Here is a 12,376-nt window from a genome sequence, read left to right as displayed (position 1 = left end):
AAGGCGCGGCTCAGGCCGCGACCAGAGGGGCCAGGGCCTGGCGCAGCTGCGGCAACGGCAGGGTCTGCAGACGCAGGCCGTTGCCGCCGATCACGGTGGGAATGGAGCGGATGCCGAGGGCAGCGGCTTCGCTGCGGTCGGCCTGCACGCGCCGGCGGACTTCGTCGCTGCGCATGTGGCCGGCGAAGGCGCCGCGCGGGTGGCCCAGCGATTCGGCGATGTCCAGCAGCACCTCGGCATCGCCGATGTTGCGGTGCTGGTGCAGGTGCGCCCACTGCACGGCATCGAACATCGCGCCATGGGCCTCATTGCCGCCCAGCAGCCCTGCAGCCTGGCAGGCCAGTGCGCCGAGCCAGCCGGAGGGATACTCGAAATCCTGTGCGCGCATGCCTTCGATATCGATGCGCGCGCTGTCTTCATGCGCGGCGCAGTCGGTCCAGTGGCGCAGGATGGTTGCCTTGGCGCGCTGCATCGAGCCGAACACCTCGATCATCTGCGCGCGCGAGTCCTGCAGCACGAAGCTGCGATGACGCACCTGGATGCCGAGTTCGGCGGAGACCTGCTGCAGGCGCGGGGCCAGCACGAAGCACCAGCCGCAGACCACGTCGTGGAAGAAATCGACCACCGGCGCTGCGGTGGCGGGGGAAGGAGCGGAAGACATCTGCCTGCCATCGGTGAGAGGGGAGGCGGCAGAGTAGGCAGCGCGGCATGCCCGAAACAGCACGCCGCAGGCAGCTCAGTTTTCGCTGGTGGTTACGAATCCAGGCCGGGGCAGCCAGGCAGCTCGGCGTGCAGGAAATCGATGAAGGCACGGACCTTGGGCTGCAGGTGGCGCGAGGTGGGGTAGACCGCATGCACGAAGCGCGGTGGATACAGGTGGTCGGGCAGCACCTGCTGCAGTTCGCCACGAGCCAGTGCCGGCGCCGCCAGGAACGAGGGCAGGGCGCCGATGCCCATGCCGGCCACCAGCAGGTCGCGCAGCATCAGGCTGTTGTTGGCGGTGACGCGCGCCGGCAGGGTGATCGTCACCTGGCCATCAGGGCCAAGCAGCGGCCAGCTGCCGGGTGAGTCGGACAGGCTGTAGGCCAGCACGCTGTGCGCCTGCAGGTCATCCACCGCCGCGGGTGCAGGGTGCTGCTGCAGGTAGGATGGCGCCGCGCACAGCACCTGCTGCAGCGAAGCCAGGCGCCGTGCCACCAGCCGCGAGTCATCCAGCTCGGCGCGCAGCCGCAGCGAGACATCGAAGCCTTCGCCGACGGCATCGAGCAGGCGGTCTTCCATCACCAGGTCCAGCGACACTTTCGTATGCTGCTGCAGGAAGCGCGGCAGCAACGGCGACAGCGTGCTCAAGGCAAAGGACTGCGGCGCATTCACGCGCAGCCGCCCGGCCACCTCGCCACGCTGCTCGGCAATGCCGCGCTCCAGTGCGTCCAGTTCGTCGAGCAGGCGGCAGCACTCGCGGTAGTAGGTATGGCCCGTCTCGGTCAGGCTCATGCGCCGCGTGGTCCGTTGCAGCAGGACCACGCCCAGGTGCGATTCCAACGCGCGCAGCTGCTTGCTCAACCCGGCCGATGACATGCCCAGGTCCTCGGCGGCGCGGGCCAGCCCGCCGCGCTCGACGATGCGACGGAAAGCGCGCATCAGGTTGAAGGAGTCCATGCCGGTCCCCGGCGCGAAGAAACCGCCATTGTAGATCCGCGCCATGCCCACCATGCGGTTGCGTCGTTTGTTCAAGCCAGCCCGCCGCGCGCGGCGCCACCCTGCAGGCCCCTCACGTTTCGGGTTGCCCATGAAGCTCTGGTTCCTCCGCCTGTACGCCCCGCTGTTCCTGTTCGGTTTCCTCGCCGCCGCCATCGCCTGGGTCGGCCACCACCACGGCGACCCGCTGTGGCTGCTGGCCCTGCTGGCCCTCGCCATTGCCGTGTCCTTCATGGCCGAACGCCTCTGGCCCTACGATCCGTCGTTCAACCACGACCACGATGATCGCGTGCGCGACACCCTGCATGCCCTGGTCAACGAAGGCTTGAACCTGCTGTCGATCGCGGCCGTCCCGCTGCTGGCGGCGATCATCCCGTGGCAGGTGTGGCCGCAGCAGTGGCCGTTCGCGCTGCAGGTGCTGGTGGCCATCATCGCCGCCGATCTCGGCATCACCCTGGTGCACTACGCCAGCCATCGCATCGGCTGGTTGTGGCGGCTGCACGCGGTGCACCACAGCGTCACCCGCATGTACGGGTTCAACGGCCTGATGAAGCACCCGCTGCACCAGGCCGCCGAGGCGGTGGGCGGGGTGCTGCCGCTGCTGGCGCTGGGCCTGCCGATGCCGGTGGCGGCAGTGCTGGCCTTTGCCATTGCCATCCAGCTGCTGCTGCAGCATTCCAACGTGGACATGCGCCCGGGCGTACTCGGCCGGGTGATGGCCTGGGCACCACTGCACCGCTTCCATCACATGCGCTACGGCACCGCCGGCGACGTCAACTTCGGCCTGTTCCTGACCGTCTGGGACCGCCTGCTGGGTACCGCGTTCGATGCACCGGGCTACCGCTTGGGCACGCATGACCTGGGCATCGGCAGCCAGCCGGACTATCCGCGCGACTATGCCGGGCAACTGATGGCGCCGTTCCGCGAGCTGCCCCATGGGCAGGTGCCTGAAGTGCCTGAGGGCCTGCGCCGTCGTTGAGCCTGCGCCTCAGGTGGCGCGCAGCTGCAGCCCCTGCAGCTGTGCCGCGCCGATGCCGAACATGCGGCGCAGGCTGCGCGACAGATGGGCCAGATCGGCGAAGCCTGCGGCGTGCGCACTGTCGGTCAGGCTGTGACCGTGCAGGTGGTGTGCCAGTGCGGAGCGCAGGCGCTGCCACAGCACCCAGCCACGCAGGGTCACCGCCAGGTCGGACTGGAAACGCCGGTGCAGTTGGCTGGTTGACAGATGCGCGGCCCCGGCGATATCGGCGGCGGGCACCGGGCCGGGCAGGTGCTGGGCGATGCGTTCCAATGCCACCTGCACGCGGCGGTCCAGCGGCTGCGCGCGGCTCAGCTGCGGCAGTCGCTCGTGCAGGATGCTGATATCGGCGGGCAGCTGGTACAGGTGCTGCTGGATCTGTTCGAGATCGGCATGGGCCGGTTCGAGGAACAGGGTGCAGCCGTCCTGCGGCGCGGAGAGGATGGCATGCGGCACGAAGGATGGCAGCCACAGGCATTGGCCGAGGTGCGGAACGCCATCGATCTCCACCTGCCAGGGCGCCCCGTCGCTGACCAGCAGCTGGTGGGCGTAGTGCGCGTGCGTGCCGCTGCCACCGGCATGGCCCTGCAGCAGGGCGGCGTGTGCATCCAGCAGCAGGGTGCCATTCCAGGGCAGGGCGGGGTGGGGCATGCGGGCATTGTAGATCCACGCCATGCGTGGATGGATCTCCATCGGAATTGAATCCATGGAGATCCGACCCCCGTGCCGACCAACGGTCGGCACCCACCACCATCAGCAGCAGGTTCCAACAGTTCGCAGGAAACTGTCGAAGGCGGGGTGGGTCCGGTGGCAGGGGCGTGAGCCGCATGGATGCGGCGACCGAGCTTACATGGACGTACTTGCAGCGTCCCCTGCCACCGGAACCACCCCGCCATCCCACGGAATGCAGGCTTTTGACGTTGACGTTGACGTTGACGTTAGCGGGTGCCGGGCGGCAGCCCGGCCGCGCCATCACCGGCCGTGCGGGTCCGGGCGATGGTGCACGTATTCGACCACGGTGCCATCGGGGTGCACCGCATTGAATGCCGCGCCAGTGGGCACGACCTGCAGCGGGAAGATGATCTCGGCGCCGGCGGCCACCAGCCGGTCGTGGTACGGCCGGACATCGTCGACCAGCAGGGTGCCGGTGGTGGAGGTGAACGGCGCCAGCGCGTCATCGCTGCCTTCGATCAGCAGGAAGGCGCCGACCATGGCCAGGCGCAGGCCCGCATCGGGGAACGGAAAACCAGCATCGGCCACCACGCCCTGCAGCTGCTCGTAGAACGCGACGCTGCGCTCCAGTTCACCGGGGCTGACGAACACGCGGATCAGCACGCGCGGGCTGCGCTGGCTGGAGGTATCACAGCGGTCGCGCCAGAGGTGGTCGAAAGTGCGGTGTACGTTCATGGGCTCGGTCCATCGCCGGGAACTCCCATTATCGGTACGCCCCTGCGGCCCGCTGATGACCGCCGGTGATGGCCTGATAACCATGCCGTCGCAGCGGCCTGTGACTTAGGTCCTGTTGACAGCCATCAATGCCCTCGCACAATCTTAACAAGATGGGTCGCTCTGCGGCCCGGGCAGGCAGGTTGTCACGCCGGGAGGAGGGTCCCGCGCGCAGACCGGTCCGTCCCCTGGCCTGCGGTGTGTTGCCTGGCAACGCCCGCGCGGCATGAACGCTGCACCCTTCGGCGGCACTTTCCCTGGACCGATTGCCTTGGCAACGGAATTACGCCCGCCGATGAAAACGTTTACAAAGCCGCTTGCCCTGTCCCTTGCGCTGTCTGCCGCGCTGGCCGCCCCGGCCTGGGCCGACACGGCCGCCTTCACCGTGCTGACCCTGGAACAGGCACCGACCCAGGATGCGATCCCCGCCCTGGCTGCCCAGCTGAAATCCCTGAAGGTGGACGCGGTCAGCGTGCGCCAGGTGCAGCGCGGCATCGGCCAGGTCGATCCGCTGCAGCTGCTGGCCGATGGCCTGGGCTACGAGTACCGCTTCATCGCCGCCGGCAAGGATGATGGCCAGACCCAGCAGGGCCAGGCCGTGCTGACCCGCCTGCCGATCGCCGCCGAATCCGGCCCCGACCAGCCGGGCCTGAACTACCTGCGCCTGGACGACGGCCGCCACACCGTGGCGCTGTACACCGATGCCGGCGCGGGTGCCGCCCGCCTGCCCGCCCTGGTCACCCGTTCGCGCCTGGGCGCACCGGCGGTGCTGCTGGGTGCGGTGGCCGGTGAGTCGGCCAAGGCGGCCGGCTTCGACCCGGCCCGCGTGGCCCTGGAAGCCGATGCCAGCTACTTCAGCGATGGCTTCCAGGCGGCCAGCAGCGCGCCGTTCAAGATTGATGGCAGCACCCTGCGCGCGACCCTGCTGACCCTGGCCTACGTGGCCGACAAGGGCGGCGAGCAGCCGTGGATGGACACCACCCTCAACGCCGACGCGCGCGCCGCGCTGCTGCTGAAGGCGATGACCGAGGACGAGAAGTTCCAGATGCTGCACAGCTATTTCGGGCTGGGCAAGGACGGTGGCCCGCTGCCGGAAGGCGCCGTGGGTTCGGCCGGCTTCGTGCCGGCAGTGCCGCGCCTGGGCATTCCGGCGCAGCAGTCGGCCGATGCGGGCGTGGGCGTGACCAACCCAGGTGGCATCCGCGCGGGTGACTTCGCCACCGCCATGCCGTCCGGCCCATCCACCGCGTCCAGCTGGAACCGCGAAGTGGCCTTCGCCGGTGGCGCGACCATGGGCCGCGAAGCGTGGCAGCAGCGCTTCAACATCCTGCTGTCGGGCAGCGTCAACCTGCAGCGTGACCCGCGCAACGGCCGCAACTTCGAATACGCCGGTGAGGATCCCCTGCTGGCCGGCTCGATGGTCGGCGCGCTCATCCAGGGCGTGCAGAGCCAGCACGTGATCTCCTCGATGAAGCACTTCGCGCTGAACGACATGGAGACCCGCCGCAACTTCCACGACGTGCGCATCGGCGAACAGGCCATGCACGAATCGGACCTGCTGGCCTTCGAGATCGCGCTGGACGCCGGCCGCCCGGGTGTGGCGATGTGCTCGTACAACAAGATCAACGGCACTTACGGCTGCGAGAACGGCTACCTGATGAACCAGGTGCTGAAGCAGGAATGGAAGTTCCCCGGTTTCGTGATGTCCGACTGGGGTGGTGTGCACAGTGGTTCGAAGGCGGCGCTGGCCGGCCTGGACCAGCAGTCGGCCGGTGAAGTGTTCGACGCGGCAGTGTTCTTCGACGAACCGCTGCGCCTGGCCGTGCACGGCGGCGTGGTGCCGCAGGCGCGACTGAACGACATGGTGGCGCGCATCCTGCGCACGATGTTCCTGCACGGCAACTTCGACAACCCGCCGCAGCACCAGAAGGTGGATGCCGAAGCCGGCTATGCCGTTGCCCAGCGCACGGTGGAAGAGGGCAGCGTGCTGCTGCGCAATGAAGGCAACCTGCTGCCGCTGGCCGACAGCGTGAAGCGCATCGTCATCATCGGCGGCCATGCCGACAAGGGCGTGATCGGTGGCGGTGGTTCGTCGATGGTGGGCGTGACTGCCAAGGGCACCAACGCAGTGCCGGGCGTGATGCCGACCACCTGGCCGGGCCCGGTGATCTTCCACCCGTCCTCGCCGCTGGAATCGCTGCGCGCAGCGCGTCCGGACGCGACCATCGAGTATGTGGACGGCACCAACGCCGCCGCGGCGGCCAAGGCGGCCGCGCAGGCCGACGTGGCCATCGTGTTTGCCACCCAGTGGGCGGCCGAATCGGTGGACCTGCCGGACATGCAGCTGCCGGACAACCAGGATGCGCTGATCTCGGCGGTGGCCAAGGCCAACCCGAAGACCGTGCTGGTGCTGGAAACCAACGGCCCGGTGCGCACCCCGTGGCTGGCGCAGGTGCCGGCAATGCTGCAGGCCTGGTACCCGGGCATCCGCGGTGGCGAAGGCATCGCCGCGCTGCTGACCGGCCAGGCCAACCCGTCCGGCCGCCTGCCGGTCACCTGGGTGGTGGACGAATCGCAGCTGCCGCGCCCGCACATCGACGGCCTGGGCTTCAAGCCGAAGAAGGAATTCGGCGACGTGTTCGATTTCGATATCGAAGGCGCCAACGTCGGCTACAAGTGGATGGCGGCCAAGGGCCTGACCCCGACCTTCGCCTTCGGCCACGGCCTGTCCTACACCACGTTCGCCTATGAAAACCTGAAGGTGAGCGTGGAAGGCTCGCGCCTGGTCGCCAGCGTCGACATCCGCAACACCGGCAAGCGCGCCGGTGCCGACGTCGCCCAGCTGTACCTGAAGCTGCCGGCCGGCAGCACCACGCCGATCCGCCTGATCGGCTATGACAAGGTGCAGCTGCAGCCGGGCGAACAGCGCCGCATCCGCATCGAAGCCGAGCCGAAGACCTTGGCCCACTACGATGCGCAGGCCCGCCAGTGGAAGATCGACGGTGGCACCTACAAGGTGCAGCTGTCGCGCAACGCCGCCGAGCCGCTGCAGAGCGTGGATGTGCAGCTGGTGGAGCAGGTGCTGCGCTGATCCAGCGGGTTGTTGATGCATGAAGACACGGCCCCGAAAGGGGCCGTTTCTTTTTGTGGAGTGCCGCTGCGCTCGCCGGGCCATCCCCGGCGGACGCCGTCATCACCCGGGCGTGCCGGTGAACCACCCGCGCAGGAAATCGATCAACTGCCGCACCTTCGGCGAGGGCTGCGTACTGTGCGGGTAGACCGCGTACACGCACTGCTGCGGGAAGCGGTGCTGGCGCAGCACCGGCCGCAGGCGATCCAGGGCCAGGTCGTCCTCGATCAGCCAGCGTGGCAGCACGGTCACCCCGGCACCGGCCAGGGCGAAGGCGTGCAGGCTGCTGGCGCCATCCACGCGCACCACGGCATTGCCCGGATTGGTGGCAAACAACGCGTCGCTGCCATCGGGCGCAACCACCGGCACATCGGCCAGGCGGGGGTAGCCCAGGCGGGGCAGGGTGCCCAGCTGCACGGGATCATCAGCCGCATCGGCGGAGGGCAGGCGTGCCAGCAGTGAAGGCGCCGCCACCGCGCACAGCGGGTGGCGTTCCAGTTCACTGGCGTGCAGGCCTGAATCCGGCAGGCGGCCAAGGCGGATGGCCAGGTCGAAGCGCTCCGGAATCAGGTCCGCCGGTGCCGGAGAGGTGGACAGATGCAGCTGCAGCGCCGGGTGTCGTGCACGGAATGCCTCCAGCGCCGGGATCAGGCGCAGCTGCGCGTACTCCGGCGTGGTGGTCAGGCGCAGCGTGCCCTGCAGCTGGTGCTGGTCGCGGCGCGCGGCATCGATGGCCGCCTGCGCTGCCTCCAGTGCCTGCACGCAGTGCTGCAGGAACTGTTCGCCGGCCTCGGTCAGCGCCAGGTGGCGGGTACTGCGCAGCAGCAGGGTCACGCCCAGCTCCTGCTCCAGCCGCTTCAGGTTGAAGCTGACCACCGCGCGGCTCAGGCCCAGGCGCTCGGCGGCTGCGGTGAGGCTGCCGGCGTCGACCACGGCACGGAAGATGTCAAAGCGGTCCAAGCTGACCATGGCGATTCATTGTCAAAACAGATTTGACAGTGTTGCAGCTGGTGTCGTGTTTTTCCAACAACCGTCGAAAGGCATGCTGGCTGCTTCCCCGCTGGAGCGCCGCCGATGCCCTCTCCCCGCCTGCGCCACGAGGCGATCTTCCTGCTGGTGTTCGCGCTGGACCTGGTCAACATGTTCATCGCCACGGTGGCCTATCCGGCGCTGGCAGCCGAACTGCAGGCGGACATCAGCACCCTGGCATGGGTCGGCACGGCCTACATGCTGGGCTTGAGCGTGGTGATTCCACTGGCGCCGTGGCTGGCCGCGCGCTGCGGTGAACGAAGACTGTTGCTGGCGGCCCTGCTGCTGTTCACGTTGGCGGCGGCCTTGGCCGGTGCGGCGCCGGGCATCGGCTGGCTGCTGGGATGGCGGCTGCTGCAGGGCCTGGCCGGCGGTCTGCTGATTCCCGTTGCGCAGGCCGCGGCCTACCGGCAATGCAGCCCTGAGCAGCGTAGCGCGCTGACCCGCCGCATCCTGCTGGTGGCGCTGCTGGTGCCAGCGCTGGCGCCGGCGCTGGGCGGGCTGCTGGTGCAGTGGCTGTCCTGGCGGGGCGTGCTCTGGGCCAGCCTGCCGCTGGCACTGGCGGCGATGGGTCTGGTGCTGGCGTGGATGCCGGCCGATGGCGAACGCACAGCCCCCCGCCTGCAGGCCTACGCGCTGGCCACCGCGATGAGCGCGCTGGGCGTGCTGCTGCTGGCGCTGACCTGGCTGGGCGAACCCGGCCACCGGATTGCCGGCGGGGTGTTGTTGCTGCTGGCGCTGGTGCTGGCGACCGCCCACCTGCGCCACGCGCGCCAGCAGGCACAGCCGCTGCTGCGCTGGTCGCTGCTGTCCCATCGCGGGCTGCGGCTGGCAATGCTGGTCTATCTTGCGGTGCCGGGCGTTTTCATCGGCAGCCAGCTGGCCAGCACGCTGCAGCTGCACCAGGCGGGCTACAGCGCTGCGCGCATCGGTGCAGTGATGCTGCCGTGGGCGCTGGCATCGGCGGTGGCCATCACCGGCAGCCGACGCCTGCTCGCGCGCTTCGGTCCGGCGGCGGTGCTGCGCGGTGGCATGCTGCTGCAGGCCAGCGGCCTGATGTTGATGGCGCTGTTGCCGCAGCCTCCGTTTGCGCTGGCAGCGCTGTTGTACGCGTTGATGGGCGCCGGCGGCAGCCTGTGCAGCAGCACCGCACAGACGCTGGCCTTCCACGGTGTGGAGGGTGAAGCGCTGGGTGATGCCAGTGCGCTGTGGAATCTCAATCGCCAGCTCAGCTTCTGCCTCGGTACCGCCGCCATCGCGCTGCTGCTGGCCCTGGCCCTGCAATGGCTGCCGGCGCGGGCCACTGGCATGGCGCTGGGCCTGGCCGCTGTCCTTACCCTGCTGCCGATGGCGCTGTTGCGCCGTTCGCAGCCACTGACCCTTGCGCAACCGGAGCGTGCCTGATGCAACACACCGCCGAACATGAAATCCACGAACTGCACGACGCGCTGCAGGCGTGGTTCCGCGCCGAGGTGGGCGCCGAAGCACTCGACGATCTGATGGCGCACTTCTGCGCGGACTTCAGCATGGTCGGCATCGCCGGTCGGCGCCTGGACCGGCAGGCGGTACAGGCATTGTTCGTCGGCGGGCATGGGGCACGGCCTGGCCTGCGCATCGCCATCGACGCCGTGCAGGTGATTGAAGCGCCGTCACCGCTGGCCGTGCTGCGTTACCGCGAAGGGCACGCCGTGGGAGATGGGGCGACCGCATGGCGGGAGTCGCTGGCGGTGCTGCGGCAGGAGCACGGGCGTTGGCGATGGTTGGCGCTGCATGAGGTGGCAACCGCCTGATCGGTAGTGCCGGCGAGCGCTGCCCAGCATCGCTTGGCATGTGCCATCAGTCCTGCCTCCAAAGTACGCGGAACGCAAAGCCCGCACACACTTCACCGGGCGGGGCAGGAGTACGCTTGGGTCTTTCCTGCCGGGAGGGGTTTCCATGCGTGTGCGTGCCGTTGCTGTAGCCATCGCCCTTTGCCTGTCCAGCACCGTGCTGGCCGCCGATACCCCGCCGATGACCCCGGACATCAGCGGAAAGCCCTTCGTGGCCCCTGACGTCGGCCGCGACTATGACAAGCGCGTGGTGATGGTGCCGATGCGTGATGGCACCCGGCTGTACACCGTCATCGTGGTGCCCAAGGGGGCGCACAACGCACCGATCCTGCTGACCCGCACGCCGTACGATGCCGCCGGCCGCGCCAGCCGCACCGATTCGCCGCGCATGCGTGACATGCTGCCGCAGGGCGATGAAGTGTTCGTCGATGGCGGCTACATCCGCGTGTTCCAGGACATCCGTGGCAAGTACGGTTCCGAAGGCGATTACGTGATGACCCGGCCGCTGCGCGGGCCGCTGAACAACACCAAGGTGGACCATTCGACCGACGCCTGGGACACCATCGACTGGCTGGTCAAGCATGTGCCGGAAACCAACGGCAAGGTCGGCATGCTGGGCTCGTCGTATGAAGGGTTCACCGTGGTGATGGCGTTGACCGACCCGCACCCCGCACTGAAGGTGGCCGCACCGCAGAGCCCCATGGTCGATGGCTGGATGGGCGATGACTGGCTCAACTACGGTGCGTTCCGCCAGGTCAACTTCAACTATTTCGCCATGCAGACCGAGAAGCGCGGCAAGGGCACGCCGCTGCCCAGCCTCGGCTACGACGACTACAGCACGTTCCTGCGCATCGGCTCGGCCGGTGACTACGCCCGCTTTACCGGCGTGGACAAGCTGACCTGGTGGAAGAAGCTGGTCGAGCACCCGGCCTACGATGCGTTCTGGCAGGGCCAGGCGCTGGATGCAGTGATGGCGAAGACGCCGCTGAAGGTGCCGACCATGTGGCTGCAGGGCCTGTGGGACCAGGAAGACATGTGGGGCGCCAACCACGCCTACCGGGCGATGGAAGGCCGTGACACCGGCAACACGCTCAACTACCTGGTGATGGGACCGTGGCGGCACAGCCAGGTGAACTACACCGGCAACGAGCTGGGGGCGCTGAAGTTCGATGGCGATACCGCGCTGCAGTTCCGCCGCGACGTGCTCAAGCCGTTCTTCGACCAGTACCTGGTGGATGGCGCACCGAAGGCCGACACGCCGCCGGTGCTGGTCTACAACACCGGCGAGAACCACTGGGACCGCCTGCAGGGCTGGCCGCGCAGCTGCGAGAAGGACTGCACTGCGGCCAGCAAGCCGCTGTACCTGCGTGCCGGTGGCAAGCTGGCCTTCCAGGCGCCGGCGGCGGGCGAGGGTGATTTCGAGGAATACGTGTCCGACCCGGCCAAGCCGGTGCCGTTCGTGCCGCGCCCGGTACGCTTCGGCGACCGTGACATGTGGACCACCTGGCTGGTGAAGGACCAGCGCTTCGTCGATGGTCGGCCGGACGTGCTGACCTTCATCACTGAACCGCTGAACGAACCCCTTCGCATTGGTGGCGCGCCGGTGGTGCACCTGCAGGCCTCCACCAGCGGCACCGACAGCGACTGGGTGGTGAAGCTGATCGACGTTTATCCCGACCAGGAGGCATCGACGCCGGAGATGGGCGGCTACGAGCTGCCGGTGTCACTGGCGATCTTCCGCGGTCGCTACCGCGAGAGCTTCAGCGCGCCCAAGGCACTGGCCGCCAACCAGGTGCTGCCGTACCGCTTCGACCTGCCCAATGCCAACCATGTATTCCAGAAGGGGCACCGGGTGATGGTGCAGGTGCAGTCCAGCCTGTTCCCGCTGTACGACCGCAACCCGCAGACCTACGTGCCGAACATCTACCTGGCCAAGCCGGGGGATTACCAGAAGGCCACGCAGCGGGTCTGGCACAGCGCCGCGCAGGCCAGTTACATCGATTTGCCGGTGTATTGAAGCAGACGGTGGTAGTGCCAGCCGCTGGCCGGCATGCCATGCAAGAGCGTGTCGACCGACGGTCGACACCCACCAGGTAGCGCCGGGCCGTGCCCGGCGTTGGTAGTGCCGGCCGCTGGCCGGCATGCCATGCCAGAGCGTGTCGACCAAGGTCGACACCCACCAGGTAGCGCCGGGCCATGCCCGGCGGTGGTAGTGCCGGCCGCTGG

Annotated in this window: 10 protein-coding genes; 5 read left to right on the top strand and 5 right to left on the bottom strand. The window is 68.5% G+C overall.

What is annotated here, in order from left to right; genetic code table 11:
• Positions 1–10: 10 nt before the first annotated feature.
• Together AC3WL7_RS19200 and AC3WL7_RS19195 are read right to left on the bottom strand one after the other, a co-directional pair.
• Positions 11–661 carry a DsbA family oxidoreductase gene (locus tag AC3WL7_RS19200; protein ID WP_108758567.1) on the bottom strand — a complete coding sequence of 217 codons (651 nt, stop codon included), beginning with the start codon at positions 659–661 and terminating at the stop codon, positions 11–13.
• A gap of 92 nt (positions 662–753) precedes the next feature.
• Positions 754–1,704 carry a LysR family transcriptional regulator gene (locus tag AC3WL7_RS19195; RefSeq protein WP_492752557.1) on the bottom strand — a complete coding sequence of 317 codons (951 nt, stop codon included), beginning with the start codon at positions 1,702–1,704 and terminating at the stop codon, positions 754–756.
• Positions 1,705–1,789: 85 nt separating this feature from the next.
• Here AC3WL7_RS19195 and AC3WL7_RS19190 point away from each other — a divergent pair, with 85 nt between their 5' ends.
• Complete coding sequence (locus AC3WL7_RS19190) at positions 1,790–2,677, top strand: sterol desaturase family protein (protein WP_492752510.1); 888 nt, start codon at positions 1,790–1,792, stop codon at positions 2,675–2,677.
• Positions 2,678–2,686: 9 nt separating this feature from the next.
• Here AC3WL7_RS19190 and AC3WL7_RS19185 read toward each other — a convergent pair whose 3' ends face one another.
• Together AC3WL7_RS19185 and AC3WL7_RS19180 are read right to left on the bottom strand one after the other, a co-directional pair.
• Complete coding sequence (locus AC3WL7_RS19185; RefSeq protein WP_492752509.1) at positions 2,687–3,391, bottom strand: helix-turn-helix domain-containing protein; 705 nt, start codon at positions 3,389–3,391, stop codon at positions 2,687–2,689.
• 297 nt (positions 3,392–3,688) lie between these two features.
• Complete coding sequence (locus AC3WL7_RS19180; RefSeq protein WP_492752508.1) at positions 3,689–4,123, bottom strand: VOC family protein; 435 nt, start codon at positions 4,121–4,123, stop codon at positions 3,689–3,691.
• Between the two features lie 334 nt (positions 4,124–4,457).
• Between AC3WL7_RS19180 and AC3WL7_RS19175 the strand changes: the two genes are divergently transcribed.
• Positions 4,458–7,253 carry a beta-glucosidase family protein gene (locus AC3WL7_RS19175; RefSeq protein WP_492752506.1) on the top strand — a complete coding sequence of 932 codons (2,796 nt, stop codon included), beginning with the start codon at positions 4,458–4,460 and terminating at the stop codon, positions 7,251–7,253.
• 102 nt (positions 7,254–7,355) lie between these two features.
• Here the strand turns inward: AC3WL7_RS19175 and AC3WL7_RS19170 are convergent, their stop codons facing one another.
• Positions 7,356–8,261: a LysR family transcriptional regulator gene (locus AC3WL7_RS19170; RefSeq protein WP_492752505.1), complete on the bottom strand. Its 906-nt coding sequence runs from the start codon at positions 8,259–8,261 to the stop codon at positions 7,356–7,358.
• Positions 8,262–8,366: 105 nt separating this feature from the next.
• On the opposite strand from AC3WL7_RS19170, the gene AC3WL7_RS19165 reads away from it, so the two are divergent.
• The 3 genes from AC3WL7_RS19165 to AC3WL7_RS19155 all read left to right on the top strand — a co-directional run bounded on the left by AC3WL7_RS19165 (position 8,367) and on the right by AC3WL7_RS19155 (position 12,167).
• Positions 8,367–9,725 (top strand): MFS transporter, encoded by a 1,359-nt coding sequence (locus tag AC3WL7_RS19165; RefSeq protein ID WP_492752503.1) that lies wholly within the window; start codon positions 8,367–8,369, stop codon positions 9,723–9,725.
• Entirely contained in the window at positions 9,725–10,111 is a 387-nt protein-coding gene (locus tag AC3WL7_RS19160; RefSeq protein ID WP_492752501.1) for a DUF4440 domain-containing protein, read from the top strand. Before AC3WL7_RS19165 ends, AC3WL7_RS19160 begins: the two co-directional genes overlap by 1 nt.
• 145 nt (positions 10,112–10,256) lie before the next feature.
• On the top strand, positions 10,257–12,167 hold the full coding sequence (locus tag AC3WL7_RS19155; protein ID WP_492752500.1) for a CocE/NonD family hydrolase: 1,911 nt from the start codon (positions 10,257–10,259) through the stop codon (positions 12,165–12,167).
• The last annotated feature ends 209 nt before the right edge of the window (positions 12,168–12,376 follow it).

The sequence above is a fragment of the Stenotrophomonas sp. FW305-3-2-15-E-LB1 genome (genome assembly GCF_058787375.1).
Note: the sequence above shows the minus strand (reverse complement) of the source record. Positions and strands in the feature narration are given on the sequence as shown.